Source organism: Pseudoduganella plicata (assembly GCF_004421005.1).
GTDB classification, from domain to species: Bacteria; Pseudomonadota; Gammaproteobacteria; order Burkholderiales; family Burkholderiaceae_D; genus Rugamonas; species Rugamonas plicata.
This window is the reverse complement of record NZ_CP038026.1, coordinates 1,960,927-1,987,824: the sequence shown is the minus strand read 5'-3', so window position 1 is coordinate 1,987,824 and position 26,898 is coordinate 1,960,927. Positions and strand designations below refer to the sequence as shown.

Genomic DNA, 26,898 nt, shown 5'->3' with positions numbered 1-26,898 from the left:
GGCCAAGGTGGCACTCCGCTTCCTGACCGCCTTGCTGCTGTACGTCCTGCTGGGCGCTACCGTATTGGCCGCGCCGGTGGCCGGTACCGTCATCCAGCTGAGCGGCCCACTGCTGGCAAAGAAGGCCAGCGGCGCCGTCAAGATCCTGTCCGTGAGATCCGAGGTGGAGAACGGCGACACGCTCGTGACGGAGAAAAACACCTATGCGCTGGTGCGCTTCATCGACAACAGCGAGATCACGCTGCGGCCGGCGTCTACGCTGACAATCGAGAACTTCAGCTTCGACAACGCGAAGCAGGACGGCGACCAGGCCCGCTTCAGCCTCGTCAAGGGCGGCCTGCGCTCCGTCACGGGACTGCTGGGCAAGCGCAGCAAGGAGAAGTTCGAGCTGAAGACACCGACCGCCACGATCGGCATCCGCGGCACGACATTCATCGCCGAGTACGTGACGGACGGCGGCGACACCGCACGCACCGCCGGCCTGTATCTGCAGGTGCTGGACGGGATGATCCACGTGGCCAACGCCGCCGGCGCCGCCAGCTTTGCCGCCGGGCAGTTCGGCCACGTGCCGGGGCTGACGCTGCCGCCCGTGGCGGTGCCCGCCGACCCGGGCATGCGGTTCGCGCCGCCGCCCGCGTTCAGCGCGCCCGAGGGGCCGAATGCACCGGGTCGCGGTGGTGCGCGGCCACCGGCTGCCGTCGACTGCGAGGTCCGCTGAGGTTTGCCGGGAAAATAGGGACACCCCCCGTTCCTGCGTCCATGCCGGCGTGGACGAAAGCGCTTGACCTTCCCATCGTGGGATACTTGATCATGGCGGTCATATCATCGAACCGCATCCTGCATCGGGAGTCCCCATGAGTGAAACTGCAACCCCACAGATATCGACGGACCTGCGCGTCGGCGGCATGAGCTGCGCGTCTTGCTCCGGCCGCGTCGAAAAGGCGCTGGCCGCGCTTCCCGGCGTGACCTCGGCCAGCGTTAACCTGGCCACCGAGACCGCGCGCGTCGAAACGGCCGGGCCGGTCGACGTGGCGCTGCTGGTGGCCGCCGTCGAGCGGGCCGGCTATGAAGCGCACGTGCCGCCGGTCGACCTGACTGCGCAACCGGAGACTACTGCTCCACCGCCCGCGGCGCCGCTGGCCTGGCTGCGCGGCGAAAACGCCGGCCTGCCGGTGCTGCTGTCGGCCGCGCTGTCGCTGCCGCTGATTTTGCCGATGCTGTTGCCGTCCCTGCCGCATGGCGTACTGCCCGCGTGGCTGCAATGGCTGCTGGCGACACCCGTCCAGTTCCTGTTCGGCGCGCGTTTCTATCGTGCCGGCTGGAAGGCGCTGCGCGCCCGTGCCGGCAATATGGATCTGCTGGTGGCCCTGGGCACCAGCGCGGCATATGGCCTGTCGCTGTACCTGCTGCTGACGCGCGAGGCGGCGCACCTGTACTTCGAAGCGTCGTCCGTCGTCATCACGCTGGTCCTGCTGGGCAAATGGCTGGAGGCGCGCGCCAAGCGCCAGACAGCATCGGCGATCCGGGCGCTGCAGGCATTGCGGCCAGAATCGGCGCGCGTGCGGCGCGGCAGCATCGAGACGGACGTGCCGATCGCCGCCGTGCGGTTGGACGACGTGGTCGTCGTCCGGCCCGGCGAGCGCGTCGCCGTGGACGGCATCGTCGTCGAAGGACAAAGCCAGGTGGACGAAGCGTTGATCACCGGCGAGAGCCTGCCCGTCGCCCGCCACCCCGGCGACACGGTAACGGGGGGCGCGATCAATGGCGACGGCCTGCTGCTGGTGCGCACGACGGCCATCGGCGCCGAGAGCACGCTGGCGCGCATCATCCGTCTGGTCGAGGATGCGCAGGCGGCCAAGGCGCCCGTGCAGCACCTGGTGGACAAGGTCAGTGCGGCCTTCGTCCCTGTGGTGATCGTGCTGGCGGCGCTGACGTTCGTCGGCTGGCTGCTGGCCGGCGCCGGCGGCGAGACTGCCATCGTCAACGCGGTGGCGGTGCTCGTCATTGCCTGCCCGTGCGCGCTGGGGCTGGCGACGCCCGCCGCCATCATGGCCGGTACCGGCGTTGCGGCACGCCACGGCATCCTGATCAAGGACGCGCAGGCGCTGGAACTGGCGCACGGCATCACGACCGTGGTTTTCGACAAGACAGGCACCCTGACCCAGGGCCGGCCCGTGCTTACCGTGCTGCAGGCACCAGCCGATGGCGACGAGACGCGGCTGCTGGCACTGGCGGCCGCGATCCAGCGCGGCAGCGAACATGCGCTGGCCCGCGCCGTCGTCGATGCCGCCGAGACGAGTGGGGCCGACCGGCTGGCGGCGCAGGCCGTGACGGCATTGCCGGGCCGCGGCCTGGCAGCCATCGTCGAAGGGCACGAACTGCTCCTCGGCAGTTCGCGGCTGCTGCGCGAACGCGGCATCGACCTGGACGGGCTCGCGGACGTCGCCACGCGCCTGGAAGCGTCCGGCCATACGATCTCCTGGCTGGCCGATGCCGGCACGGGCACGCTGCTTGGCCTGCTGGCGTTTACCGATCCACCCAAGGCGGGCGCCGCCGCCGCGGTTGCGCGCCTGCAGGCACGCGGCATCGATACCGTCATGCTGACCGGCGATAACGCGGGCAGCGCGGCCGCCGTTGCGCGCGCGGTAGGGATCGGCAGCGTGCAGGCCAATCTGCTGCCGGCCGATAAAACGGCCGCCATTGACGCACTGCGCGGTGCAGGCAGGCGTGTCGCCATGGTGGGCGATGGCATCAACGACGCGCCGGCGCTGGCGGCGGCGGACGTCGGCATCGCCATGTCGACGGGCACGGACGTGGCGATGCATGCAGCCGGCATCACACTGATGCGAGGCGATCCGGTGCTGGTGGCGGACGCCATCGACATCTCGCGCCGCACGTTCCGCAAGATCCGCCAGAACCTGTTCTGGGCCTTCATCTACAACCTGGCCGGCATTCCGCTGGCCGCGTTCGGGCTGCTGAACCCCGTCGTCGCCGGCGGCGCGATGGCACTCAGTTCCGTCAGCGTGATCGGCAACGCGCTATTGCTGCGGCGTTGGAAGCCGGCCAACGATACCGGGAGCCGCACATGAACATCGGCCAGGCTGCGACGGCGTCGGGCGTGAGCGCAAAGATGATCCGCTATTACGAAAGCATCGGGCTGCTGCCGGCGGCGGCGCGTACGGACAGCGGATACCGCGTCTATGGTGAAAAAGAGCTGCACGTGCTGCGCTTCATCCGCCGCGCGCGCAAGCTGGGTTTTTCGCTGGAGCGCATCGCCGACCTGCTGTCATTGTGGCGCGACGACGGCCGCGCCAGCGGCGACGTCAAGCGCATCGCGCTGGCGCACGTAGCCGAACTCGATGATCGTATCCGCGAACTGACGGAGATGCGCGATACGCTGGCGAGGCTGGCCCACTGCTGCCACGGCGACGACCGGCCGGACTGCCCCATCCTGCAAACACTCGCCATCGACGCATGAACGCTGCCGCTTGACGCGGCTGGCGGTCAGCGCCAGAACATATAGACCGTCAGCGCCGCCCCCACGCAGACGACAAAGATGCGCATGGCCCGTGGTGGCAGCCGGAAGATCAGCCAGGAGCCCAGCAGGCCGCCGCCGATGCCGCCGGCGCACAGGGCCAGCGCGGCCGGCCAGCTGATCAGGCCGGAAAAGGCGAAGATGGCCGTGGCGGCCGCGTTCATCGCCATGGCCAGCATGTTCTTCGTCGCCGTCGCGGCGCGGATCTGCTGGCCGGCGATCGTCAGCGCGGCCAGCATCAGGAAGCCGATGCCGCCGCCGAAGTAGCCGCCGTAGATCGAGATCGCCGTCTGCGTCACGACCAGCGCCCAGCGCGGCATCGAACTGGCCGCGTGCAGCGGCTGCTTGCGGAAGGCGCCCCACGCGAACATCGACGTGGCGAACAGCACCAGCCAGGGCACCAGCCGCTCGAAAAATGTCGGTGGCGTGATGCGCAACAGGATGGCGCCGGCAATGCCGCCGATCACGCTGATGACGAACATCTGCCGGAAGGTCAGCGGTCCCACGTCGGCCACCAGCTTGCGCCCGGCGATGGCGGACGTGGCCTGGGAAGGGAACATGGCGATCGTCGACGTCATGTTCGCGGCCAGCGGATTGAGGCCGACCAGCAGCAGGGCGGGGAAGGTGATGAACGAGCCGCCGCCTGCCAGGGCGTTCTGGGTGCCGGCGAACAGCCCGGCGGCGGCGATCAGGATGACGGTAAGCAGGTCGAGCGGGGGGACAGGTGGCATGAAGCGTCTCGATAGGGTGGTCGGGCGATTATAGCGTCCGGCAGGGCCGCCGCCGCCGGGCTAGAATCGGATACCGTCACAGCCGACAGGAGGAAAGGTGGAACCGTATATTCTGTACTACTGGCCGACGATCCAGGGCCGCGGCGAGTTCGTCCGGCTGGCGCTGGAGGAGGCCGCCGTGCCGTACCAGGACGTGGGGCGCGGCAGGAAGGGTATGCCGCAGATCGATGCGGTGCTGGATGCGGCAATCGAAGCGATGCCGGCATTCGCACCGCCCGTGCTGCGTGCGGGTGCCCAGCTGATCGGCCAGACGACCAACATCCTGCAGTTCCTGGGCGCGAAGCATGCCCTGGCGCCGCGCACACAGGAAGGCCGGCTATGGTGCAACCAGCTGCAGCTGACCATTGCGGACGTTGTCGCCGAGGCGCACGACAGCCATCATCCGATTTCAATGAACCTGTACTACGACGATCAGAAAAAAGAGGCAAAGGCGCGCGCGAAGGACTTCCGGACCGAACGCATTCCGAAGTTCCTCGGCTATTTCGAGCGGGTGCTGGAGAACAATCCGCGCCGGGGCGGCTTCGCGGTGGGCGCGCGGCTGACGTACGTCGACCTGTCGCTGTTCCAGCTGATCGCCGGCTTGCGCTATGCGTTCCCGCAGACGATGGCGCGGCTGGAACCGCAGTGGCCGCGGCTGATCGCGCTGCACGACATGGTGGCCGCGCGGCCGAACATCGAGGCCTACCTGAAGTCGAAGCGGCGCATCCCGTTCAATGAGGACGGAATTTTCCGGCGTTATCCGGAGCTGGACGGCCAGGCGCCAGCTTCGCTCAGTGCGCGCCGGTGACGGGATAGCCGGCATCCATGATGGCGGCCTTGATGACGTCAAGGCCGGCGGACGACTCGACCTTGACCTGCTTGCCGGCCAGGTCGACGTCGACCCGCGCGGCGCCATCGACGCCCTTGACGGCTTTCGTCACGCTGGCCACGCAATGGCCGCAGGTCATGTTTTCCACTACCAGTTCGTACATTTGCTGCTCCTCTGTGATGGTCGATGGGCGTACTGTAAGGCTTCCCATAGGGGGAAGGTCAAGCGTGCCTCCGGTTTAACCATAAAAAAGCCCGCCGGCATCGCTGCGGGCGGGCTTCGGAAACGACGTCGTGACGCTTACAGCACGTCGCTCGCGTGATCGGCCAGGCGCGAACGTTCGCCGCGTGCCAGCGTGACGTGGCCGCTGTGCTGCCAGCCCTTGAAGCGGTCCACCACGTACGTCAGGCCGCTCGAGCCCTCCGTCAGGTACGGCGTGTCGATCTGCGCGATATTGCCCAGGCAGAGGATCTTCGTGCCGGGACCTGCGCGCGTCACCAGCGTCTTGATCTGCTTCGGCGTCAGGTTCTGCGCCTCGTCGATGATCAGGAACTTGTTGACGAACGTACGGCCGCGCATGAAGTTGAGCGACTTGATCTTGATGCGCGAACGGATCAGGTCCTGCGTGGCGGCGCGGCCCCATTCGCCGGCGTCGTTATCGGATTTGTTCAGTACTTCGAGGTTGTCGTCGAAGGCGCCCATCCATGGGCTCATCTTCTCTTCCTCGGTACCTGGCAGGAAGCCGATGTCCTCGCCGACCGGCACCGTGACGCGGGTGACGATGATCTCGTTGTACAGCTTCGTCTCCAGTACCTGCGCCAGGCCCGAGGCCAGCGCCAGCAGGGTCTTGCCGGTACCGGCCTGGCCCAGCAGCGTGACGAAGTCGCATTCCGGATCCATCAAGAGGTTCAGCGCGAAGTTCTGTTCGCGGTTGCGCGCCGTGACGCCCCAGACGTTGTTCTTGTTGTGGCTGTAGTCGCGCAGCACCTTGATGACGGCCGTCTTGCCGTTCAGCTGCTTGACCTGGCCGTACAACGAGGCCTCGCCGTTGTTCGGTTCCAGGTAGACGAACTGGTTCACCAGCAGCGACGGCACGAACGGTCCCGTCACACGATAGTACGTGTAGCTGTAGCCGTTCTTGTTCTCCTGCCAGGACTCCATGTCCTTGCCGTGCTTGTTCCAGAAGTCGTCCGGCAGCTGCACGATGCCCGAGTACAGCAGGTCCGTGTCTTCCAGCACGTGGTCGTTGAAGTAGTCCTCGGCAGGCAGGCCCAGCGCGCGCGCCTTGATGCGCATGTTGATGTCCTTCGACACCAGCACGACGGCACGGCCTTCCTGTTCCGCTTCCAGCGAGCGGACGACGGCCAGGATCTGGTTATCGGCCTTGCCCTGCGGCAGACCTTCCGGCAGGTCGGCGATCTGCAGGCGGGTCTGGAAGAACAGGCGGCCGCGGGCGTCCTTGTTGCCCAGCTTGGACAGCGGAATGCCCTGTTCGATCGCGTCGTCGTCCGTGTTGGCGACCAGGCCGTCCAGCGTGCGCGATACCTGGCGGGCGTTGCGCGCCACTTCGGACATGCCCTTCTTGTGATTATCCAGCTCTTCCAGCGTCATCATCGGCAGGTAGACGTCGTGCTCCTCGAAGCGGAACAGCGATGTCGGGTCGTGCATCAGCACGTTCGTGTCGAGCACGAACAGCTTGGTGCCGCCGATCTGGTCCGCATGGCGGCTCGTCGACGACTTGATGACGACTTCCTTGTCCTTGTGGTGGACCGGATGCGGGCCTTCGGCCTTGATGGGCGTGACCTTGGCGCGCGGCGCTTTGGCAGCAGGGGCCTGCGCCGTCACGGGCGCGACCGGCACGGCCGGTGGAGCTGGCGGTACCGCCGCCGGTATTGCAGCAGGTGTTGCAGCCGGTGTCTCGGCCGTTTTCGCGGCGGTCTTGCGCGCCGTTTTTTTCGGCGCCGGTGTCGGGATGTCCGCCATCACGGGCGGGGATACGGGTTCGAACAGCTCGACGGATTTGGAGCGCGTCGACTTCTTCGGCGCGGCGTCGGCTTCATGTTCAGGGAACGGGACCGGATTCGCTCCGCTCGCCTTGGGATAATCTTTGGCCAGCAGCAGGGTCGCTGGCTTGGTAGGCAGTTTTGGCAGTGGCATCAGGATCTCATCTTAAAAAGGTTCCGCCATGGCGCAATGCGCGCCACGGAGAATGGGACTGTCGGAATGGTTGGATGCCGGTGGGCGGTAGATTGCCCGGTAAACGATAAAAGGGGAGAAACAGACGGGAAGACGCAGATAAAACCAGGTGGCCGGCTGGCCACCGAACAGTGAGGAGAGGAGAATGCGGTCGACTCAAGATGTTGCTGAATGGCTGTGTCCGAATAAGCTAAAAAAACCAAACTGAAAAACCCGAGCTGGTCGTCCGGAGGGCGGCCGGGCATGTTCGCGCCGGGCATGGTCCCGTGCCGACAGTGTATCGCAGGCTGCGCCTTCAGCGGCGCGCGACAAATTCCAGCACTTCGTCGACGTGTCCCGGGACCTTGACGCCACGCCATTCTTTCACCAATCGGCCGTCAGCGTCAATGACAAACGTGCTGCGCTCGACCCCGCGCACTTCCTTGCCGTACATCTTCTTCATCTTCATGACGCCGAAGGTCTGGCAGACGGCTTCGTCCGGATCCGAAATCAGCTCGAACGGCAGTTCCAGCTTGGACTTGAAGCCCTCGTGCGAGCGCAGCGAATCGCGGCTGATGCCGTACACCTCGGCGCCGGCCGCCTTGAACTGCTCGTGCAGGTCGCGAAACGCCAGGCTTTCCGTCGTGCAGCCGGGCGTGTTGTCCTTCGGGTAGAAATACAGCACGGTGGTTCTGGCCGGACGGCCCGACAGCCTGAACGTCTGGCCGCCGGTCATGGCGGCGGAAAAATCTGCCAGAGGGGAGGGGTTTGGGCTATCGGCCACTGCGGTTCTCCATCAAGTGCGAACGTGTCGAAACATCTTCCCGATATTGCATCCGGGAAGTCGCGTTTCAAGGGGTTCCGTTATTTTTCAGGTTTGTTTTCAATGATCAGGGCCAGCAGCGCCTTGCGCCCTTCGCCCATCAAGATGTTGTACGTGCGGCAGGCGGCATTCGTGTCCATGCACTCGACACCGATCTGGCGCGACGTCAGCGGTGCGGAAATGCGCGGGTGTACAAAACGCTGGCGCTCGCCCGTGCCCAGGATGACGACGTCCGGCTGCTCGGCCAGCAGCTGCTCGAAATGCTCGACCGTCAGCTGCTCGAACGACGCCACCGGCCAGGGGCGCGGCTCGGTCTCGGGCAGCATCAGCAAGCTGTAGTCGTAGGGCTGGGCGTTGATCTCGACGCCGCCGGGGAAATAACCCGTCACGGTCTGGTACTGCTTTGTGTTGCTGGCATGAAGCTTCATGAAAAGACTCGTATCTGGTCCCAAACAGGCCCTATTGTAACGCTTGTCACCCCGTTTTCCGGCTCGGGCGGGGCTGGAGGTTGCTTAAATGGGGCGGTTTCGGCAGAATGGGTATTTACGCATTGCAGCAAACGGGTGGCAGCGACCCGCCGCCCGACAAATAAGGGATTGATTTTGCGACCGATTCAGAAATCGAACAAGCTGGCCGAAGTTTGCTATGAGATCCGTGGTCCGGTGCCGGAGAAAGCGCGCCAGATGGAAGAAGAGGGCCACAAGATTACCAAGCTCAATATCGGCAACCTTGCCGTGTTCGGCTTCGATCCGCCCGACGAAATCGTGCAGGACATGAAGATCCAGCTGCCCAACGCGGCCGGTTATACGGATTCCAAAGGCATGTTCGCGCCACGCAAGGCCGTGATGCACTATACCCAGGAAAAGAACATCGCCGGCGTGACGATCGACGATATCTACCTGGGCAACGGCGCCTCCGAGCTGATCGTCATGGCGATGAACGCGTTGCTGAACAACGGCGACGAAGTGCTGGTGCCGGCGCCGGATTATCCCCTGTGGACGGCGGCCGTCAGCCTGTCCGGCGGACGCCCGGTGCATTACGTCTGCGACGAGCAGCAGGACTGGTATCCCGACATCGACGACATGCGGCGCAAGATCACGCCGCAGACGAAGGCCATCGTCGTCATCAACCCGAACAACCCGACGGGCGCACTGTATCCCGACGACGTGCTGCTGCAGATCATCGGGCTGGCGCGCGAGCACGGCCTGATCATCTACGCCGACGAAATCTACGACAAGGTGCTGTACGACGGTATCAGGCACACGTCGATCGCGGCACTGTGCGAGGACCTGCTGGTCGTCACGTTCAACGGCCTGTCGAAGAACTACCGCGCCTGTGGCTACCGTGCCGGCTGGATGGTGCTGTCGGGCGAAAAGAGACACGCGAAGGACTACATCGAGGGCCTGAACATGCTCGCATCGATGCGCCTTTGCGCCAATGCACCGGGCCAGTTTGCCATCCAGACTGCGCTCGGCGGCTACCAGAGCATCAATGACCTGGTCGGCCCCGGCGGGCGTCTGCTGAAGCAGCGCGACCTCGCCTACCGGCTGTTGACGGAGATCCCCGGCATCAGCGTGGTCAAACCGAAGGCGGCACTGTACATGTTCCCCCGCCTCGACCCGAAGATCTACCCGATCGCGGATGACCAGCAGTTCGCCTACGACCTGCTGGCCGAAACCAAGGTCCTGATCGTCCAGGGCACGGGCTTCAACTGGATCGCGCCGGATCATTTCCGCGTCGTGTTCCTGCCCAATGCGGACGACATGACGGAAGCCTTCGGGCGCATTGCGCGCTTCCTGGAAGGTTACCGCCGCCGTAACGGCCAGGCCTGACCGATCAACCAGGCGCCCCAGCGGGCGCCGCATCAGAAGCACAGACATGAAATCGATAAGAGTAGGTTTGCTAGGCGTTGGCAATGTGGGCGGCGGCACCTTCGACGTCCTCAAGCGCAACCAGGAAGAAATCCGCCGCCGCGCTGGCCGCGGCATTGAAGTGGCGGCCGTCTCGGCCCGCAATATCGAGCGCGCAAAACAGCGCACCGGCGGGCTGGTAGCCGTCGTGGCCGACCCGTTCGACATCGTCAACGATCCGTCGATCGACATCGTCGTCGAACTGATCGGCGGCTATGACCTGGCACGCGAACTGGTGCTCAAGGCCATCGCCAACGGCAAGCATGTCGTCACGGCGAACAAGGCGCTGCTGGCCGTGCATGGCAACGAGATCTTCAAGGCGGCGCAGGAGAAGGGCGTCATGGTGGCGTTCGAGGCGGCCGTCGCCGGTGGCATCCCCATCATCAAGGCCCTGCGCGAAGGCCTGACCGCCAACCGCATCGAATGGCTGGCCGGGATCATCAACGGCACGACGAACTTCATCCTGTCCGAGATGCGCGAAAAGGGGCTGGATTTCGACACCGTGCTGAAACAGGCGCAGGCGCTGGGTTACGCGGAAGCCGATCCGACGTTCGACATCGAAGGGGTCGACGCGGCGCACAAGGCGACCATCATGTCGGCCATCGCGTTTGGCATCCCGATGCAGTTCTCGAAGGCGCACGTGGAAGGCATCACGAAGCTGGAAGCGGCCGACATCCGCTACGCCGAGCAGCTGGGCTACCGCATCAAGCTCCTCGGCATCGCCAAGCGCGCGAAGGTCAACGGCATCGAAGGGATCGAACTGCGCGTGCACCCCACGCTGATCCCGGCCAAGCGCCTGATCGCCAACGTGGAAGGGGCGATGAACGCGGTGCTGGTGCAGGGCGACGCCATTGGCGCCACGCTCTACTACGGCAAGGGCGCGGGCGCTGAGCCGACGGCATCGGCGGTGATTGCCGACCTGGTCGACATCACCCGCCTGGCCACGGCCGACCCCGAACACCGCGTGCCGCACCTGGCGTTCCAGCCGGACGAACTGGCCGACATCGCCATCCTGCCGATGGCCGAAGTCACGACCAGCTACTACCTGCGCATGCGCGTGGCGGACCAGCCGGGCGTGCTGGCCGACCTGACCCGGATCCTGGCCGACGGCGAGATCTCCATCGACGCCATGATGCAGAAGGAACCGGCCGAAGGCGAAACCCAGGCCGACATCATCATGCTGACGCACCAGACGCAGGAAAAGAAGGTGCTGGACGCGATCGCCCGCATGGAAGGGCTGCCGACGGTGCTGGGCAGCGTGACGAAGATCAGGCTGGAAAACCTCAGCTGACTGGCTGGTTGCGTTGAGAGAAGGGCGGCCGTGGCCGTCCTTTTTTTTGTGGGGTGTACAACTTCGAGGGGACTCATGGATAGTTCTGTCGACATGTTGCCTGGGCCCTGGCGCGAGCGGCTGCAAGGTTTTACGATCGTGACGCAGTCGGGCGGCTGTTCGGCAGCGGCCGTGTATCGCCTCGAATCCGCAGCTGGCGGGGCGCCGCGGTTCTTCATCAAGACCGAGCCGGCGGACGTGCTGGCCGAGCTGGCGGACGAAGCCGCCCGGCTACGCTGGGTGGCGGCGGCAGGCATCCCGTGCCCTCCGGTGCTGGACATGACGACGGTGGACGGACTGCACTGGCTGCTGCTGGGCGCCGTGCCCGGCGCCAATCTGACGGACGTGCCGCCGGAGCAGTCTGTGGCCGTGCTGGCCGACGCGCTGCGGCGCCTGCACGTGCTCGATCCGCGCGACTGCCCGTTCGACCATCGCGCCTCGGGCCGCATCGAACGCGCGCTCGCCCGGCTGGCGGCTGGCCTGGTGGACGAGGACGATTTCGATGACGACAATGCCGGCCGGACGGCCGGCGAGCTGGCCGCGCTGCTGGCGGCACGCAAGCCGCGCGACGAGGATCTCGTCGTCACCCACGGCGACGCCTGCCTGCCGAACGTGCTGGCGTCCGGTGGCGTGTTCGCCGGGTTCATCGACTGCGGCCGCCTGGGCGTGGGCGACCGCCACCAGGATCTGGTGCTGGCCGTGCGCGATATCGCAGAGGAGCTGGGCGAACAGTGGATCGCGCCGTTCCTGCAGCGCTACTTTGCGCCGGAACCCATCGGCTTCGATGCCGGCCGCGCCGCGTTCTACCGGCTGCTGGACGAGTTTTTCTGATTGTCGGGAGCACCGGGGACCGCCCTGCCAGCGCGAATGCCTGAAAAGTGCCGGCCCTTGGGCAACGCCAGCAAGCCATCGCAGACAGCGGATTGCCTGGTCCACGGTCCGCATCAACCGGACCGCACAAAAAAAAGCGCGGACGACACTTGCGTGCCATCCGCGGGAAGGGGAGGTACTGCTACTCTCAGATGCTACTTCTACTGCGGTACTGCGGGTACTGCTGGTGCTACTACAGCAGCCCCGGTTGCCCGGGACTGCCGGGGTTGGTTGCGTCAGCTTACTTGCTGGCGACGGTCAGTTCGCTTTTGACTTCCTTCACGCCTTCGACGGAGGAAGCGGCCTGGATGGCTTTGGTGCCTTCGTCGGTGCTGGCGACAGTGCCGCTCAGGACGACGACGCCTTGCTGGCTCGACACGCCAATCTGTTTCTGGTCAGCCAGCGCAGCCTTGACTTTGGCGGTCAGCGCGGTGTCGCCGGAAGCGGCTGCCGCACCTGCCATGGCTGCGTCCTGTTGTGGCTCGGCGGCGAAAGCTACGGAAGCTACGCTCATCGATGCGGCCATCAGCAGGGAAGCGATCAGTTTCGAATTCGTCATGGTTAATCTCCAGTTTCATTTAAAGGAACGCCTTGAGACGTTGACGAGGTATGAGCAAGCGCCGTGCCAGGTCAAATAAATCCTTTGAAATCAATGACATGAGAAATTCATCAAGATTAACTTGCAGGCAAGTAATGAAAAAGGGCCGGATCTGTCGTGATACAGCGACAGTTTCCGGCCCTACAAGCCTAACCAACTGATTTATAACAGATTATTCTTGTCGCTCGTCAGCGACAGGGTTGCCGTCGCCACGGAACTGGCTGGCGTTCAGGTCGTACTTCTGTAACAGTCGGTAGAACTCAGTACGGTTCCGTTCAGCGAGGCGGGCCGCGTCGGACACGTTGCCATCAGTGAGTTTCAGCAATTGCACGAGGTAATTGCGCTCGAAGCGCTGCTTCGCTTCCGTGTAGCTGAGCACCTCCAGCGTGGGGACGCGCAGGGCGCGCTGTACAAGCGACAGTGGCACGAGAGGCGCCGTTGCCAGCGCGCAAACGTGCTCGATAACGTTGTATAGCTGGCGCACGTTGCCCGGCCACGAGGAACGCGTCAGCGCCTCCAGGGCGTCCGGCGCGAAGCCGTTGACGACCTTGCCATATTTCGCCGCCAGCATCTGCAGGAACTGGGTCGCCAGCAGGCCGATATCCTCGCGCCTCTGGGCCAGCGGCGGCAATGTCAGCGTGATGACGTTCAGGCGGTAATACAGGTCTTCACGGAACTGGCCTTCCAGCATGGCGGCGTCCAGGTCGCGGTGCGTGGCCGACAGGATGCGCACGTCCACGGGACGGCCGGCGTCCGACCCCAGCTGGCGCACGACGCGCTCCTGCAGCACGCGCAGCAGCTTGACTTGCAGCAGCAGCGGCATGTCGCCGATCTCGTCGAGGAACAGCGTGCCGCCGTCCGCCGCCTGTACCAGGCCCTCGCGGCTGGTAACGGCGCCCGTGAACGCGCCTTTCACGTGGCCGAACAGTTCGGACTCCAGCAACTGCTCGGGGATCGCGCCGCAATTGACGGCAATGAACGGTGCCTTGGCGCGGCGGCTGGCGCGGTGGATGGCGCGCGCCAGCAGCTCCTTGCCCGTGCCGCTCTCGCCGCGGATCAGCACACTGGCGTCCGACGCGGCCACCAGTCGCGCTTCGGCCAGCAGCTCCGCCATCGACTGGCTGCGGCTGATGATCTCCGAGCGCCAGGCTTCGTCGCCCGTCGTGCGCGCGGCCGACGGCGCCGTCAGCGCCAGTGCCTGCTCGATCCGTTCCAGCAGCACCTTGGCGTCGAACGGCTTGGTCAGATAGGCGTAGGCGCCCAGCGACGTCGCTTCCACCGCGTCGGGAATGGTGCCATGCGCCGTCAGCAGGATCACCGGGAGCGCCGGCCACTGGCTGCGGATCTGCTGGAACAGCGCCATGCCGTCGCGCTCCGGCAGGCGGATATCGCTGATGACGAGCGCGGGCAGCTGGATCGAGATGCGCGCCAGCGCCGCTTCGGCGCTGCCGACGGCCGTGACGCGGTAGCCGTTGGCCGTCAGCCGCATCGACAGGAGGCGCAGCAGGTCGGGGTCGTCGTCGACCAGCAGCAGGTGGGCACCGTTCGGCATCATCGCCCTCCCGCGGATGCGCCGCTGGTGGGTCGCACGGGCAGGCCACGTTCGATGGCCTTGAGCGCTTCCAGCGTCTCGTTCAGCTGGTCGGACTTGCGCTGCGTCTCGCGCAGCTGCAGTGCCAGCCGGTCGGTCGCGTCGGACAGCCGGCGTGCTTCGGCGCAGTGGCTCGCCAGCAGTTGCGCCAGCGGCTTCAGGCCTTCCGCTTCCGGCTCGGTGGAGCCGACCACGCTGTCGAAGTTGGCCTGGGCCCGCGCCAGGTCGCCGCCGCCGCGTGTCAGCATCAGGATCAGGCCCGTCTGCAGCGCGATCTTGGGCGTGCGCTGCTGCAGCATGATGCTCGACAGTTCCTTCAGCAGCTCACCCTGCGTCATGCGGTGCAGCGACTGGTGATAGGCCAGCAGCGGGGCCACTTCGTCGCGCGGGACGACGGGCGCCACGGCGACAGGAAGCGGCGCAACGCGCGGCGTCAGCGGGTAGTGCAGCGTGGCGACGGGCTTCTGGGCGCAGCCTTCCAGCAGCAGCGCCAGCGGCAGGCAGATCGCCAGGTACAACGGGACGCCGCGTTTGGCAGATAGTTTAGTCATAGGGCAGTTCGATACGGAAGTGGGCCCCCGCGGAGGAGGGCATGAGTTGCAGGGTGCCGCCATGTACGCTCACGTATTCGCGTACGATCGACAGGCCGATACCGTTGCCGCGGCGGGCGCCGGGCGGCTGGCGTTCGCCCTGGTAGAAGGGCTCGAAGACACGGTCCGCGTCCTGTGGGGCCACGCCAGGGCCGGCGTCGATGCAGTCGATCTGCAGCTGCCTGCCGCGCCCCGCCGGCGTTACGTTCAGTTCGAAACGGATCGTGCCCCCGGCAGGGCTGAACCGCACGGCGTTCGACAGCAGGTTGCTGATGACGACACCGAGCTTGTCGACGTCGACGGCGATCGGCGGGGGCGTGCCGGCCGTGGTGACGGTCAGCGCGCGGGCCTGCCATTGCAGGCGCTGGCTGTCGATGACGCGTGCCAGCAGCTCGTGCACGTCGGTCGGCTCGCGCCGCAGCGTCTGGGCATCGAAACTGGCGGCATTGTAGCGCAGCAGATCCTCGATCTGGGTCTGCAGGGACACGGTATTCTGGCGCAGGATGCCGGCGATCTCGCGCTGGTTCGGCGCCAGCGGGCCAGCCACTTCGTCTTCCAGCAGCGCCACGCCTTCGACCAGGGCGGCCAGCGGCGTTTTCAGTTCGTGCGAGATGTGGCGCAGGAAGCGCGACTTGTCCGCCTCCAGATGGCCCAGGCGCTGGCGCAGCCAGTCCAGGTGCCGCCCCAGCCGGCGCAGGTCGGCCGGGCCGTAGACGGCGATGGGCATGTCGTAACGGTTGCCGCCCAGGCGCGCGATGGCGTTCTCGATCTGGCGCAGGGGGCGCGCCAGCCAGATGCCGAAGCCCAGCGCCAGCACGGCCGCCAGGCCGATCGATGCGGCGGCCTGGCCCTTCAGGATCGTACGGCGCTCTTCGAGCTCCGTCAGGATGGCGCCGTTGCGGCGGTCGACTTCATCCTTCACCCGTTCGGCCAGCTCCTCGTTGATGGCGGGCAGTTGCGCCAGCGCCGCATCGAGGCGCAACTGGCGCGCGTTGCGGCGCTCGCGCGGCATGTCGAGCGCTTCCCATGCCGCCTGGCCGTTGCGGCGCCAGTCGGCAAAGGCCGTCGGTTCCGCGCCCGGCAGGGCCGTGGCGATGACGTCCAGGGCCGCGAGCGCATCGCGCCACGCCTCGGCGAAGCGCTCGCGGAACACCCGGTCGTCCAACACGAGAAACTGGCGTGCGCTGCGCTCCATCGCCACGCTGCGCTCGGCGAGCTGCTGCGCGCTGGCCGTCAGCATCAGTGCATCGCGGCTCGTCTCGCGGCTTTGCGCGGCCAGCCGTTCGAGCGTCAGCAGCGCCTGCACGGAGGTGGCGCTGAGCAGCGCGGCGATCAACAGGAAGGCACCCAGCAGCAGCTGGCGGAACGATAGCTTGAGGGACATGCACGAGCGGCGGCGTGGCCGGAATTGTAATAGAAATGTTAACTCTGGAATGATAGGGGAAAACGGCGTCCGCGAGGGTAATTTCTTGTTTTTCCGGAAACACATGGCAATTTCCTCTTAACACTTTCGACAGTGAAACATTCTCCCGAATTGTCACAACGGTGAAAGATATATTTGTGAAATTTCCACGTGGAAATTATATGATGACGACTTAACGATAAATGATGAGGTTGAAGTGAATACGAAGTCGTTCATGGCAGCGGGCTCGCTGCTGTTGCTGAGTGCGTGCGCCACGACCAGCACGCCGCCGGCAGCCGTCGAGGCCCCGGTCTCGCGCGTGCAGCAGGCCGAAGCCCAGAAAGCGGCCGCGCTGCCGCAGCAGAAAATCTTCAAGCGCAAGGTTGCCATCGGCCGCTTTACCAACGAGACCCGCTACGGCCGCACGTTCCTGACGGACGCCAGCAGCGATCCGTTGGGCAAGCAGGCTTCCGACATGCTGGCCACGAAACTGGTCGGCTCGAACAGGTTCCTGGTCTTCGAGCGCCAGGACCTGAACAAGATCAAGGACGAGCAGCGCATCAACGGCGCGCCGGCCGCGGGGCTGATCGGCGTCGACACGCTGATCCTGGGCTCCGTCACGGAGTTCGGCCGCAGCACGACGGGCAAGGCGGGCTTCCTCAGCTCGACGAAGATTCAGACGGCACGCGCGAAGGTGGAAGTGCGCCTGGCGGATGCGCGCACGGGCCACGTGTTCTTTACGGCGACGGGCACGGGCGAAGCCAATACCGAGTCGGGCGAGATCGCCGGCTACGGCAGCAAGGCCGACTACGACGCCACGCTGAACGACCGCGCCATCGCGGCCGCGATCTCGGACGTGCAGACGGCCCTGATCAACAAGCTGGAAGAGCGCCGCTGGCGCACGGACATCCTCAAAAGCGATGGCCGCACCGTGTACATGTCGGGCGGCGCGCGCCAGGGCGTCAAGGTCGGCGACACGTTTGCCGTGATGCGCGAGGGCGAGAAGGTCAAGAGCGCGCAGACGGGCTTCGAGATCACGCTGCCGGGTACGACCGTCGCTTCCGTCAAGGTGGTCAGCCTGTTCGGCGAAGCCGAAAGCGACGAGGGCGCGGTGGCCGAAGTGGTTTCGGGCACGCTGCCGAAAAACAGCACGGGCTACTTCATCACGGAAGCGAAGAACTGATATGACGATTATTCTGAAGAATACACTGATGGCGGCCGCGCTGGCGGCGCTGGTATCGGCCTGCGCGCTGCCGACGACCGAAGTGCGCACGGGCGCCGCGCGGCCCGCGCTGGCGGTGCAGGGCGCTCCGGCCGGTGCGGCGCTCTACCTCGACGGCATCCTGATCGGCGACGCAGGCAAGTACAACGGCGTGGCGCAGAAGCTGCTGATCGAAGAAGGCGTCCACCGCGTCGAAGTGAAGCAGGGCCAGACCGTGCTGCTGGCGCAGCAGATCTTCGCCAGCGCCGGCGAAACCAGTACCGTGACCGTCCAGTCGGAGCAAAAACAATGAAACGTATCGCCATCGCGGCCGCGGCACTGATGCTGACGGCCTGCGCCACCGCCCCGCAGTCGAAATACGACTGGGGCACGTATGAACAGTCGCTGTACCAGTATTACAAGACGCCGGCGGAGATGAACGTCCTGGCCGCAGCGCTGGACGCCAGCATCGTCAATGCCGAGAAGGCCAGCCGTGTCGTGCCGCCAGGGCTGTACGCGGAATATGGCTACCTGCTGCTGCAGCAGGGGAAAAACCGGGACGCCATCGCGTTCTTTGGCAAGGAAAAGGCCAAATGGCCGGAGTCGGCCACGCTGATGAACCGGATGATCAAGATCGCCGAAGTGAAGAGCGCCGGCAGCGAGGTAAAACAATGAAATCGATCCTGCAACGCGTCCTGGCCCTGGCGACCGTCGCCATCGTCGTCACCGGCTGCGCCACGCCGCCCCAGGCCCACAACGACTACACGGCGTTCCGCCAGGCGGACCCGCGCTCGGTGCTGGTGGTGCCGGTCGTCAGCCGCAGCGTCGACGTCGACGCGCCCGACTACTTCCTGTCGACGATCTCGCAGCCCATCGCCGAACGCGGCTACTACGTCTTCCCCGTCAACCTGATCAAGCGCGTGATGGAAGACGACGGCCTGGGCGACGCCAACCTGGTGCACGCCAGCGCCACGCCGAAACTGGCGGAGCTGTTCGGCGCCGATGCGGTGCTGTACGTCGTCATCGAACGGTGGGACTCGAAATACGCCGTCATTTCGACGACGACGACGGTGGAACTGAGCTACTCGCTGCGCAACGGCAAGACGGGCGACGAACTGTGGAAGCACAGCGAGACGATGGCATACGACCCGGCGGGCGGCCAGAACGGCCTGCTGGCCAAGGCGATCGTGGCGGCGTTCGAGAAGGCCAAGCCGAACTACATCCCGCTGGCCAAGAGCGTCAACGGCATCTCGGTGGCGCGCGCGGGACGCGGGCTGCCTGCCGGTCCGTACGATGCGAAGTACAAGACAGACCAGCAGCAGTATTGATCTCCTTTGAAAACCGGTGCCTGTCACCGGTTTTTTTTCGTCCCATTTCATCCGGTCGTCCAGGTTCCACGTGTACTGCATCCGCGTCGAGGACTGCGGCACGCCGTTCAGCGGCATGCGCGAGCGGGTGCAGGCACTGGCGGCAGCTTCATCGTTGCAAGCCACGCCGCCGGCGCGCGCATCGCCATCGAGCTGCCGCGTGCAGCCTTCGTAGCGGCGCGTAGACGGTGGCGGTATCGCAAACCGATACCATGCGCGGCAGCATTGTTCGTGCGCCCGATGTCCTGTATGTTGTCGATTCTTTCAACTCCGACCGACCCCCATGAGCCAGTCGAGCCAGTTTTCGCTGCTGACGCAGCGCCGTTTCGCCCCGTTTTTCTGGACGCAGTTTCTCGGCGCGTTCAACGACAACCTGTTCAAGACGGCGCTGATCGTCGTCCTCACGTTCGACGCCGCCAGCTGGACGACGCTGTCGCCATCCCTGGTGACGAACCTGATTCCCGGCCTCTTCATCCTGCCATACGTACTGTTCTCGGCCACGGCCGGGCAGGTCGCCGAGAAGTTCGAGAAATCACGGCTGGTGCGCTTCGTCAAATGGCTGGAGATCGCCATCATGGCCGTTGCCGCCGTGGGCTGGATGACGCACACGCTGTGGCTGCTCGTCTTCGCCATCTTCGCCATGGGCACGCACTCCACGCTGTTCGGCCCCGTCAAATATGCGTATCTGCCGCAGCAGCTGCGCCCCGAGGAGCTCACCGGCGGCAACGGCGTCGTCGAGATGGGAACCTTTGTCGGCATCCTGCTCGGCCAGGTGTTCGGCGACGTCATCGTCATGCACCAGACGCTGGGCATCGGCTTCGTTGCGGCGGGCACCGTGGGCTTCGCGGTGCTGGGCCTGATCGCCAGTTACGGCATCCCCGTCACGCCGGCACCCGCGCCGGACCTGAACATCGCCTGGAATCCGTTCACGGAGACGGTGCGCAACCTGAAGCATTCGGCGGGCAACCGCTCCGTGTTCCTGTCCATGCTGGGCAATTCGTGGTTCTGGTTCTACGGCGCGATGGTGCTGGCCCAGTTCCCCGTGTATGCGATGACGTACCTGCATGGCGACCACAGTGTGTTCGTGCTGCTGCTGACGGTATTCTCGCTGGGGATCGGCGTCGGTTCGCTGCTGTGCGAGAGGCTGTCCGGCCACAAGGTGGAGATCGGCCTGGTGCCGTTCGGCTCCATCGGCCTGTCGCTGTTCGGCATCGACCTGTATTTCGCCAGCCAGGGCTATACCAACACCAGCGCGGTCGACGCCTTCGGCTTGCTGGCGCAGCACGGCGCCTGGCGCATCCTGCTGGACGTGGTCATGATCGGCATCTTCGGCGGGTTCTTCATCGTGCCGCTGTTCGCGCTGATCCAGCTGCGCTGCGACCCGCGGCACCTGTCGCGCACCATCGCCGGGATGAACATCCTGAACGCGCTGTTCATGGTGGCCGCGGCCGGCGTGGCGATCCTGCTGCTGGGCCAGGGCCTGACGATCCCCGAGCTGTTCCTGGCCACGGCCGTGATGAATGCGCTCGTGGCCGTCTATATCTTCTCGCTGGTGCCGGAATTCCTGATGCGCTTCCTGGCCTGGCTGTTGATCCACACGGTGCACAAGGTGAAAGTCATCGAGAAGGGCCGCATCCCGGAGGAGGGCGCCGCGGTCCTCGTCTGCAACCACGTCAGCTACGTCGATGCCATCGTCATCGGCGCGGCCAGCCCGCGCCCGATCCGCTTCGTGATGGATCACCGCATCTTCAAGACGCCGCTGCTGGGCTGGATCTTCCGCACGGCGAAGGCAATACCCATTGCCCCGGCCAAGGAAGACCCGTGGCTGCTGGAGAAGGCATACGTCGATATCGCCCACGCGCTGCACGATGGCGAACTGGTCTGCATCTTCCCCGAGGGGCGCCTGACGACAACGGGCGAGATGAATGAGTTCAAGGGCGGCATCATGAAGATCGTCGAGCGCTCGCACGTGCCCGTGATTCCGATGGCGCTGCGCGGGCTGTGGGGCCACCTGCTCAGCCGCAGCAGCGACAGCCTGCTGGAGCGCGCGTTCCGCAAGGGTCTGCGTTCGCGCCTCGCGCTGGCGATCGGCGTGCCGGTGGCGCCGGCGCAGGTGACGCCGGAGCTGCTGCGGCAGGAGGTTGCCGCCTTGCGGGGCAGCTGGAAGTGAGAATTACAGCGAAGCGTTACAGTCCAGGTTGTACAACTGGTTACAAGTTGGTCACTCGAGAAATGTTTTCCTTTCTAAAATAGGGCTTTTGCCCACTACAGAAAGGCCATGATGACCCGACTCTGGAAAACCGGAATATCCGCTGCAATCCTCGCCCTGCTGGCCGCCTGCGGTGGCGATGACGACGATCCGGCCGATACGCCCACTGGCGCGACCCCGACCGCGGGGGCGCGCCAGTTTACGACGGACTTCAAGCAGGGCATGGATGGCTGGGTCGCGGGCACCAGCGATTACACGCTTGAGACGGCCCCCACGGAAGTGGTGGCCGAGCAGCGCTCCACCGCCAGCCTGAACCTTGGGCTTGCTGCCGAGAGCAAAGCGCTGTTCCTCAGCGCCCGCAACAACAGCGACGACGCGTTCATGTACGTGCGCAAGCAGCTGACGGGCTTCGCCGCCAACACCAGCTACACGGTCGCGTATTCCGTCAATCTGCTCAGCAACGCGCCATCGGGCTGCATGGGTGTTGGCGGCTCGCCCGGCGAATCGGTATGGGTCGTTGCCGGCGCCTCGCCTGCGGAGCCGAAAGCCGTCACGGAAAACGGCACGGTCAAGTTCAGTGTCGACAAGGGCAACCAGGCCGGCGCGGGCGCCACGTCCGTCATCCTCGGCACTCTGGCCAACGGGCAGGCCTGCGTGCAGAACCCGCCGTACGCAGCCAAGCTGTACCGTTACGTGACGGGCCCCGCCGTCAAGGCCGATGCGGAAGGCAAGCTGTGGATCTATGTCGGCATCGATTCCGGGTTCGAGGCGGCCACGGGCGTCTATCTGCAGAGTGTGACGACTTACTTTACGCCGGTGACGGCGACCTGAGGGCGCTCTCGCGGCGGTACTGCCCCTGGCGCGCCGCTGGACAAACTGATGCGCTGATCCCCCTTGGCATCGGTGACGGATGTCTGTTTCCGGCGTGCAGCTTGCGGGTGCCTTTGCGCGGGCGGTATGCCTGATATCACTCCGTCAATCCAGCTTCCGGGATGGACGGACACCGCCCCCGTGCCGGCTGCGCAGGATTGCTGCACCATCTTTCCGGTGGGCTGCGTTGTATTGCGGCAACATCACTGGCATCTCTTCCACGCCGGGCGGACGCCCGATCGCCATCCGGCCGCAGAACCGGCCGTGGCAGCACAGTCGATGACGCGCCACCGCGGCGCCGTCCCACTCCACGTCCACGACCCGACATTTTCCTTTCGGACAGATAAATAACTTACGAGTCAGTAAGTGCAGCTGTTTCTGTTTTGTATTAGAATGATCGTTCATTCTATTCGCACCACCCTCTTCAGATCAGAAAGTGACCGTATGAACCACACGCTCTCGAGCCCGCCGCTGCGGTCGGCCGGCATCCTTTTCCTCGCATGCGCGGCGGCACTGACCGCCGGCTGCGACTCCGACAAGAAAGCCGCAGGCCCGGGCGCTGGCGGCCAGATGCCGCCGCCCCAGGTCGGCGTCTACACGGTCGCGCCGCAGGCGCTGCCGGTGATTACCGAACTGCCAGGCCGCACGTCGCCTTACCTGGTCGCCGAAGTGCGCCCGCAGGTGGGCGGCATCGTCCAGAAGCGCCTGTTTACGGAAGGTGCCGACGTCAAGGCCGGCACGCCGCTGTACCAGATCGATCCGGCCACGTACCAGGCCAGCTACAACCAGGCCAAGGCCACGCTGGCGCGCGCCAGGGCAAACCTGCTGACGTCCGGCCCGAAGGTGGCGCGCTACAAGGAACTGGTGGAGATCGAAGGCGTCAGCCGCCAGGATTATGAGGACGCAATCGCCGCCAACGCGCAGGCGAAAGCGGATGTGGAATCGGCCCAGGCCGCGCTGGAAGCGGCCCGCATCAATGTCGAATACACGAAGGTCAGCGCACCGATTTCCGGCCGCATCAGCCGCTCGACCGTGACCCCTGGCGCGCTGGTGACGGCCGGCCAGGCCACGGCCATGACGACCGTGCAGCAGCTCGACCCGATCTACGTTGACGTAACGCAGTCCAGCGAAGAGATGCTGCGCCTGAAGCGTCAGCTCGAATCCGGCGGCTTCAAGCAGGCCGGCGGCCAGGCCAAGGTCACGCTGAAGCTGGCGGACGGCACCACGTATGCCCAGCCGGGCAAGCTGCAGTTCGCCGACGCCAGCGTCGACCCGGGCACCGGCAACGTGACGCTGCGCGCGCTGTTCCCGAATCCGAAGCATGACCTGCTGCCGGGCATGTTCGTGCGCGCGGTCGTGGAAAACGGCGTCGACGAGCATGCCATCGCCGTGCCGCAGCAGGGCGTGACGCGCAATCCGAAGGGCGAAGCGACCGCGCTGGTGCTGAACAGCCAAGGCATCGTCGAGCAGCGCGTGCTGCAGACGACGGGCACGCTGGGCGACAAGTGGCTGGTCAAGGCCGGCCTGTCCAGTGGCGACCGCGTCATCGTCGAAGGCGTGCAGAAGGTGAAACCGGGCGCACCGGCAACCGTCGCACCTGCCGTCGCCAATACCGCTTCGGCCAAACCGGCTGCTCCGGCAGCCCACTAATCCGCCAGGCAGGAGAACTCAATAATGGCAAGATTTTTCATCGACCGCCCGATCTTCGCTTGGGTGGTCGCGATCGTGATCATGCTCGCCGGTGTCCTGGCGATCAAGACACTCCCGATCGCACAGTACCCGAGCATCGCCCCGCCATCGATTTCGATCGCGGGTTCGTACCCTGGCGCCTCGGCCAAGACCGTTGAAGACGCCGTCACGCAGGTGATCGAACAGAAGATGAAGGGTATCGACGGCCTGCGCTACATGTCGTCGTCGTCCGATTCCACCGGTGGCATCAGCATCACGCTGACGTTCAGGAGCGGCACCAATCCCGACATCGCCCAGGTACAGGTGCAGAACAAGCTGCAGCTGGCCACGCCGCTGCTGCCGACCGCTGTCACGCAGCAGGGTCTCGTCGTCTCGAAAGCCACCAAGAACTTCCTGATGGTGCTGGGCTTCGTCTCCGAGGACGGCAGCATGAACAACGCCGACCTGGGCGACTACGTGGCCGCCAATGTTGTCGACCCGCTGTCGCGCGTGGCCGGCGTCGGCGACGTCACGCTGTTCGGCTCCCAGTATGCGATGCGCATCTGGCTGGATCCGACCAAGCTGCAAAGCTACCAGCTGACGCCGGCGGACGTGATGACGGCCGTGCAGGCGCAGAATGCCGAGGTCTCGGCCGGTGAACTGGGCGGCGCGCCCGCCATCCCGGGCCAGCAGCTGAACGCCACCGTGACGGCACAAAGCCGTCTGCAGACGGCCGAGCAGTTCGGCGCGATCCTGCTGAAGACGATGGAAAGCGGCGCCACCGTGCACCTGCGCGACGTGGCGAAGATGGAACTGGGCCGCGAGAACTACAACACGGTCGCCCGCTTCAACGGCAAGCCCGCCGCCGGTATCGCCATCAAGCTGGCCACCGGCGCCAACGCGCTCGATACCGCCGAAGCGGTCAAGCAGCGCGTCGAAGAGATGGGCAGGCTGTTCCCGAAAGGGATGAAGGCCGTCGTCGCGTTCGATACGACGCCGTTCGTCGAGCTGTCCATCGAGGAAGTCGTCAAGACGCTGGGCGAAGCCATCGTGCTCGTGTTCCTCGTCATGTACCTGTTCCTGCAGAACTTCCGCGCCACCCTGATCCCGACGATGGCCGTGCCGGTCGTCCTGCTGGGTACCTTCGCCATCCTGTCCGCGTTCGGCTACTCGATCAATACGCTGACGATGTTCGCGATGGTCCTGGCGATCGGCCTGCTGGTCGACGATGCGATCGTCGTCGTTGAAAACGTCGAGCGCGTCATGACGGACGAGGGCCTGTCGCCGAAAGAGGCAACGAAAAAATCGATGGGCCAGATCTCCGGCGCCCTGGTGGGTATCGCGCTGGTGCTGTCCGCCGTGTTCGTGCCGATGGCGTTCTTCGGTGGCTCCACGGGCGTCATCTACCGGCAGTTCTCCATCACGATCGTTTCGGCGATGGCGCTGTCCGTGCTGGTGGCAATGGTCTTCACGCCGGCGCTGTGCGCCACGTTCCTGAAACCTGTCGAGAAAGGTCACCACATGACCGATCGCGGCTTCTTCGGCTGGTTCAACCGCAAGTTCGAGGCGGGTACCAACAAGTACCAGGGCTGGGTGGCCAGCATGATCCGCCGCACCGGCCGTTCGATGATCGTCTATGCCGTCATCCTGGCCGCACTGGCATTCGTGTTCATGCGCCTGCCGACTTCCTTCCTGCCCGAAGAGGACCAGGGCGTGCTGTTCTCGCAGATCCAGCTGCCGACAGGCGCCACGCAGGAGCGCACGCTGAAAACCATCGAGAAGGTGGAACAGCACTTCCTGCAGGACGAGAAGGCCAACGTGGCTTCCGTGTTTGCCGTCGCCGGCTTCTCGTTCGGCGGCAATGGCCAGAACACCGGTATCGCGTTCGTCAAGCTGAAGGACTGGTCCGAACGCGGTGGCAAGGAAAACCGCGTCGGCTCGATCGTCGGCCGCGCCATGGGTTCGTTCTCGCAGCTGCGCGATGCGATGGTGTTTGCCTTTGCCCCGCCAGCCGTGCTGGAACTGGGTAACGCATCCGGCTTCGACCTGCAGCTGCAGGACCAGGGTGGCGTGGGCCACGAGGCGCTGATGGCGGCCCGTAACCAGCTGCTCGGCATGGCCTCGCAGAACAAGGCGCTGGTGGGCGTGCGCCCGAACGGCCAGGAAGATACGCCGCAGTACAAGATCACCGTGGACCAGCAGAAGGCGACTGCGCTGGGCCTGACGGTGGCGGACGTCAACCGCGTGCTGTCGGTCGGCTGGGGCTCGGCGTACGTCAACGACTTCATCGACCGCGGTCGCGTGAAGAAGGTGTTCATGCAGGGCCAGGCCGATGCGCGCATGGTGCCGGAAGACCTGAACAAGTGGTTCGTGCGCAATGGCGCCGGCGACATGGTGCCGTTCTCCGCGTTCGCGCATGGCGAGTGGAAGTATGCATCGCCGCGCCTTGAGCGTTACAACGGCCTCTCGTCCGTGAACGTGCAGGGCAGTCCCGCTCCGGGCGTATCGTCGGGCGTGGCGATGGCCGAAGTCGAGAAGATGATGGCGCAACTGCCGGCCGGCATCGGCTACGAGTGGACCGGCCTGTCGGTGGAAGAACGCGAGTCCGGCTCGCAGACCACGCAGCTGTACTCGATCTCGATCCTGATCGTGTTCCTGTGCCTGGCCGCGCTGTATGAAAGCTGGTCGGTGCCGGTTTCGGTGCTGCTGGTGATCCCGCTGGGTATCCTGGGTACCGTCATCGCCACCTGGGGCTTCCACCTGTCGAACGACGTCTACTTCCAGGTGGGCCTGCTGACGGTGGTCGGCCTGTCGGCGAAGAACGCGATTCTGATCGTGGAATTCGCCAAGGAGCTGCAGGAAGCAGGCCGCGACCTGCGCGAGGCGACGCTGGAGGCGGTCAAGCTGCGCCTGCGTCCGATCCTGATGACGTCGATCGCTTTCGGCCTGGGCGTGCTGCCGCTGGCCGTGGCAAGCGGCGCCGGTTCCGGTTCGCAGAACGCCATCGGCGTGGGCGTGCTGGGCGGGATGCTGACGGCGACGTTCCTCGGCATCTTCTTCGTGCCCGTGTTCTTCGTGCTGGTGCGCAGCTGGTTCGCCAGCCGCACCGCGAAGGCCAACGGTGGCACGGATGCAATCGTTGTTAAGGAAGCACACTGAT

Annotated in this window: 26 protein-coding genes; 16 read left to right on the top strand and 10 right to left on the bottom strand. The window is 65.3% G+C overall.

Annotated elements, in window-relative coordinates:
- Positions 1–7 precede the first annotated feature (7 nt).
- The 3 genes from E1742_RS08755 (at position 8) to cueR (ending at position 3,478) form a co-directional block, all read left to right on the top strand.
- Positions 8–718 carry a FecR family protein gene (locus E1742_RS08755; RefSeq protein ID WP_229466650.1) on the top strand — a complete coding sequence of 237 codons (711 nt, stop codon included), beginning with the start codon at positions 8–10 and terminating at the stop codon, positions 716–718.
- 136 nt (positions 719–854) lie between these two features.
- A complete protein-coding gene (locus E1742_RS08750) occupies positions 855–3,089 on the top strand; it encodes a heavy metal translocating P-type ATPase (RefSeq protein WP_229466648.1) in 2,235 nt (744 codons plus the stop codon).
- On the top strand, positions 3,086–3,478 hold the full coding sequence (gene cueR, locus E1742_RS08745; RefSeq protein ID WP_134384515.1) for a Cu(I)-responsive transcriptional regulator: 393 nt from the start codon (positions 3,086–3,088) through the stop codon (positions 3,476–3,478). The genes E1742_RS08750 and cueR overlap by 4 nt, the downstream gene beginning before the upstream one ends.
- A gap of 26 nt (positions 3,479–3,504) precedes the next feature.
- On the opposite strand, the gene E1742_RS08740 is transcribed toward cueR, so the two are convergent.
- Positions 3,505–4,266, bottom strand: a complete 762-nt coding sequence (locus E1742_RS08740; RefSeq protein WP_134384514.1) for a sulfite exporter TauE/SafE family protein — start codon at positions 4,264–4,266, stop codon at positions 3,505–3,507.
- Between the two features lie 97 nt (positions 4,267–4,363).
- On the opposite strand from E1742_RS08740, the gene E1742_RS08735 reads away from it, so the two are divergent.
- Positions 4,364–5,113, top strand: coding sequence for a glutathione S-transferase (locus E1742_RS08735; RefSeq protein WP_134384513.1), 750 nt, complete (start codon positions 4,364–4,366; stop codon positions 5,111–5,113).
- Here the strand turns inward: E1742_RS08735 and E1742_RS08730 are convergent.
- The 4 genes from E1742_RS08730 to E1742_RS08715 form a co-directional block, all read right to left on the bottom strand.
- A complete protein-coding gene (locus tag E1742_RS08730; protein ID WP_134384512.1) occupies positions 5,097–5,297 on the bottom strand; it encodes a heavy-metal-associated domain-containing protein in 201 nt (66 codons plus the stop codon). The two genes, E1742_RS08735 and E1742_RS08730, sit on opposite strands and share 17 nt — an antisense overlap.
- Before the next feature lie 137 nt (positions 5,298–5,434).
- Complete coding sequence (locus tag E1742_RS08725; RefSeq protein ID WP_134384511.1) at positions 5,435–7,291, bottom strand: PhoH family protein; 1,857 nt, start codon at positions 7,289–7,291, stop codon at positions 5,435–5,437.
- Between the two features lie 334 nt (positions 7,292–7,625).
- Complete coding sequence (locus E1742_RS08720; protein ID WP_259772438.1) at positions 7,626–8,093, bottom strand: peroxiredoxin; 468 nt, start codon at positions 8,091–8,093, stop codon at positions 7,626–7,628.
- A gap of 80 nt (positions 8,094–8,173) precedes the next feature.
- Positions 8,174–8,560 (bottom strand): Mth938-like domain-containing protein, encoded by a 387-nt coding sequence (locus E1742_RS08715; protein WP_134384510.1) that lies wholly within the window; start codon positions 8,558–8,560, stop codon positions 8,174–8,176.
- Positions 8,561–8,734: 174 nt separating this feature from the next.
- Here E1742_RS08715 and E1742_RS08710 point away from each other — a divergent pair, with 174 nt between their 5' ends.
- The 3 genes from E1742_RS08710 to E1742_RS08700 all read left to right on the top strand — a co-directional run bounded on the left by E1742_RS08710 (position 8,735) and on the right by E1742_RS08700 (position 12,203).
- The gene (locus E1742_RS08710; protein WP_134384509.1) at positions 8,735–9,964 is read left to right on the top strand and encodes a pyridoxal phosphate-dependent aminotransferase; all 1,230 of its coding nucleotides are present in this window, start codon (positions 8,735–8,737) and stop codon (positions 9,962–9,964) included.
- Between the two features lie 46 nt (positions 9,965–10,010).
- Positions 10,011–11,333, top strand: coding sequence for a homoserine dehydrogenase (locus tag E1742_RS08705; protein ID WP_134384508.1), 1,323 nt, complete (start codon positions 10,011–10,013; stop codon positions 11,331–11,333).
- Between the two features lie 75 nt (positions 11,334–11,408).
- The gene (locus E1742_RS08700; protein WP_134384507.1) at positions 11,409–12,203 is read left to right on the top strand and encodes an APH(3') family aminoglycoside O-phosphotransferase; all 795 of its coding nucleotides are present in this window, start codon (positions 11,409–11,411) and stop codon (positions 12,201–12,203) included.
- 280 nt (positions 12,204–12,483) lie between these two features.
- Here E1742_RS08700 and E1742_RS08695 read toward each other — a convergent pair whose 3' ends face one another.
- From E1742_RS08695 to E1742_RS08680, 4 genes are all read right to left on the bottom strand, one after another.
- Positions 12,484–12,801 carry a BON domain-containing protein gene (locus E1742_RS08695; RefSeq protein ID WP_134384506.1) on the bottom strand — a complete coding sequence of 106 codons (318 nt, stop codon included), beginning with the start codon at positions 12,799–12,801 and terminating at the stop codon, positions 12,484–12,486.
- A 211-nt stretch (positions 12,802–13,012) separates the two neighbouring features.
- Positions 13,013–14,395 carry a sigma 54-interacting transcriptional regulator gene (locus E1742_RS08690; RefSeq protein WP_371860213.1) on the bottom strand — a complete coding sequence of 461 codons (1,383 nt, stop codon included), beginning with the start codon at positions 14,393–14,395 and terminating at the stop codon, positions 13,013–13,015.
- Complete coding sequence (locus E1742_RS08685) at positions 14,392–14,982, bottom strand: hypothetical protein (RefSeq protein ID WP_134384505.1); 591 nt, start codon at positions 14,980–14,982, stop codon at positions 14,392–14,394. Before E1742_RS08685 ends, E1742_RS08690 begins: the two co-directional genes overlap by 4 nt.
- Entirely contained in the window at positions 14,975–16,405 is a 1,431-nt protein-coding gene (locus E1742_RS08680; protein WP_134384504.1) for a HAMP domain-containing sensor histidine kinase, read from the bottom strand. Before E1742_RS08680 ends, E1742_RS08685 begins: the two co-directional genes overlap by 8 nt.
- 235 nt (positions 16,406–16,640) lie before the next feature.
- Here E1742_RS08680 and E1742_RS08675 point away from each other — a divergent pair, with 235 nt between their 5' ends.
- The 7 genes from E1742_RS08675 (at position 16,641) to E1742_RS08650 (ending at position 22,031) form a co-directional block, all read left to right on the top strand.
- On the top strand, positions 16,641–17,606 hold the full coding sequence (locus E1742_RS08675; RefSeq protein ID WP_229466645.1) for a CsgG/HfaB family protein: 966 nt from the start codon (positions 16,641–16,643) through the stop codon (positions 17,604–17,606).
- 1 nt (position 17,607) lies between these two features.
- Positions 17,608–17,937, top strand: a complete 330-nt coding sequence (locus E1742_RS08670) for a hypothetical protein (RefSeq protein WP_134384503.1) — start codon at positions 17,608–17,610, stop codon at positions 17,935–17,937.
- Entirely contained in the window at positions 17,934–18,299 is a 366-nt protein-coding gene (locus tag E1742_RS08665) for a DUF4810 domain-containing protein (protein WP_134384502.1), read from the top strand. The genes E1742_RS08670 and E1742_RS08665 overlap by 4 nt, the downstream gene beginning before the upstream one ends.
- Positions 18,296–18,952 carry a DUF799 domain-containing protein gene (locus tag E1742_RS08660; RefSeq protein ID WP_134384501.1) on the top strand — a complete coding sequence of 219 codons (657 nt, stop codon included), beginning with the start codon at positions 18,296–18,298 and terminating at the stop codon, positions 18,950–18,952. Before E1742_RS08665 ends, E1742_RS08660 begins: the two co-directional genes overlap by 4 nt.
- A 70-nt stretch (positions 18,953–19,022) precedes the next feature.
- On the top strand, positions 19,023–19,166 hold the full coding sequence (locus E1742_RS26125) for a hypothetical protein (protein WP_166793451.1): 144 nt from the start codon (positions 19,023–19,025) through the stop codon (positions 19,164–19,166).
- 108 nt (positions 19,167–19,274) lie between these two features.
- Entirely contained in the window at positions 19,275–21,161 is a 1,887-nt protein-coding gene (locus tag E1742_RS08655) for an MFS transporter (RefSeq protein ID WP_134384500.1), read from the top strand.
- Positions 21,162–21,269: 108 nt separating this feature from the next.
- On the top strand, positions 21,270–22,031 hold the full coding sequence (locus E1742_RS08650) for a hypothetical protein (protein ID WP_134384499.1): 762 nt from the start codon (positions 21,270–21,272) through the stop codon (positions 22,029–22,031).
- A gap of 144 nt (positions 22,032–22,175) precedes the next feature.
- Here E1742_RS08650 and E1742_RS08645 read toward each other — a convergent pair whose 3' ends face one another.
- Entirely contained in the window at positions 22,176–22,475 is a 300-nt protein-coding gene (locus tag E1742_RS08645) for a hypothetical protein (protein WP_134384498.1), read from the bottom strand.
- A gap of 39 nt (positions 22,476–22,514) precedes the next feature.
- On the opposite strand from E1742_RS08645, the gene E1742_RS08640 reads away from it, so the two are divergent.
- Both E1742_RS08640 and E1742_RS08635 read left to right on the top strand, forming a co-directional pair.
- On the top strand, positions 22,515–23,720 hold the full coding sequence (locus E1742_RS08640; RefSeq protein ID WP_134384497.1) for an efflux RND transporter periplasmic adaptor subunit: 1,206 nt from the start codon (positions 22,515–22,517) through the stop codon (positions 23,718–23,720).
- 24 nt (positions 23,721–23,744) lie between these two features.
- Positions 23,745–26,897 (top strand): efflux RND transporter permease subunit, encoded by a 3,153-nt coding sequence (locus E1742_RS08635; RefSeq protein ID WP_134384496.1) that lies wholly within the window; start codon positions 23,745–23,747, stop codon positions 26,895–26,897.
- Position 26,898 lies beyond the last annotated feature (1 nt).

Bases quoted from the DNA above. Each gene is read 5' to 3' on its own strand.
- E1742_RS08750 (WP_229466648.1), top strand. From the start codon at position 855: ATGAGTGAAACTGCAACCCCACAGATATCGACGGACCTGCGCGTCGGC.
- cueR (WP_134384515.1), top strand. From the start codon at position 3,086: ATGAACATCGGCCAGGCTGCGACGGCGTCGGGCGTGAGCGCAAAGATG.
- E1742_RS08740 (WP_134384514.1), bottom strand. From the start codon at position 4,266: ATGCCACCTGTCCCCCCGCTCGACCTGCTTACCGTCATCCTGATCGCC.
- E1742_RS08730 (WP_134384512.1), bottom strand. From the start codon at position 5,297: ATGTACGAACTGGTAGTGGAAAACATGACCTGCGGCCATTGCGTGGCC.
- E1742_RS08725 (WP_134384511.1), bottom strand. From the start codon at position 7,291: ATGCCACTGCCAAAACTGCCTACCAAGCCAGCGACCCTGCTGCTGGCC.
- E1742_RS08715 (WP_134384510.1), bottom strand. From the start codon at position 8,560: ATGAAGCTTCATGCCAGCAACACAAAGCAGTACCAGACCGTGACGGGT.
- E1742_RS08705 (WP_134384508.1), top strand. From the start codon at position 10,011: ATGAAATCGATAAGAGTAGGTTTGCTAGGCGTTGGCAATGTGGGCGGC.
- E1742_RS08700 (WP_134384507.1), top strand. From the start codon at position 11,409: ATGGATAGTTCTGTCGACATGTTGCCTGGGCCCTGGCGCGAGCGGCTG.
- E1742_RS08695 (WP_134384506.1), bottom strand. From the start codon at position 12,801: ATGACGAATTCGAAACTGATCGCTTCCCTGCTGATGGCCGCATCGATG.
- E1742_RS08690 (WP_371860213.1), bottom strand. From the start codon at position 14,395: ATGATGCCGAACGGTGCCCACCTGCTGCTGGTCGACGACGACCCCGAC.
- E1742_RS08685 (WP_134384505.1), bottom strand. From the start codon at position 14,982: ATGACTAAACTATCTGCCAAACGCGGCGTCCCGTTGTACCTGGCGATC.
- E1742_RS08680 (WP_134384504.1), bottom strand. From the start codon at position 16,405: ATGTCCCTCAAGCTATCGTTCCGCCAGCTGCTGCTGGGTGCCTTCCTG.
- E1742_RS08670 (WP_134384503.1), top strand. From the start codon at position 17,608: ATGACGATTATTCTGAAGAATACACTGATGGCGGCCGCGCTGGCGGCG.
- E1742_RS08665 (WP_134384502.1), top strand. From the start codon at position 17,934: ATGAAACGTATCGCCATCGCGGCCGCGGCACTGATGCTGACGGCCTGC.
- E1742_RS08660 (WP_134384501.1), top strand. From the start codon at position 18,296: ATGAAATCGATCCTGCAACGCGTCCTGGCCCTGGCGACCGTCGCCATC.
- E1742_RS08655 (WP_134384500.1), top strand. From the start codon at position 19,275: ATGAGCCAGTCGAGCCAGTTTTCGCTGCTGACGCAGCGCCGTTTCGCC.
- E1742_RS08650 (WP_134384499.1), top strand. From the start codon at position 21,270: ATGATGACCCGACTCTGGAAAACCGGAATATCCGCTGCAATCCTCGCC.
- E1742_RS08645 (WP_134384498.1), bottom strand. From the start codon at position 22,475: ATGAACGATCATTCTAATACAAAACAGAAACAGCTGCACTTACTGACT.
- E1742_RS08640 (WP_134384497.1), top strand. From the start codon at position 22,515: ATGAACCACACGCTCTCGAGCCCGCCGCTGCGGTCGGCCGGCATCCTT.
- E1742_RS08635 (WP_134384496.1), top strand. From the start codon at position 23,745: ATGGCAAGATTTTTCATCGACCGCCCGATCTTCGCTTGGGTGGTCGCG.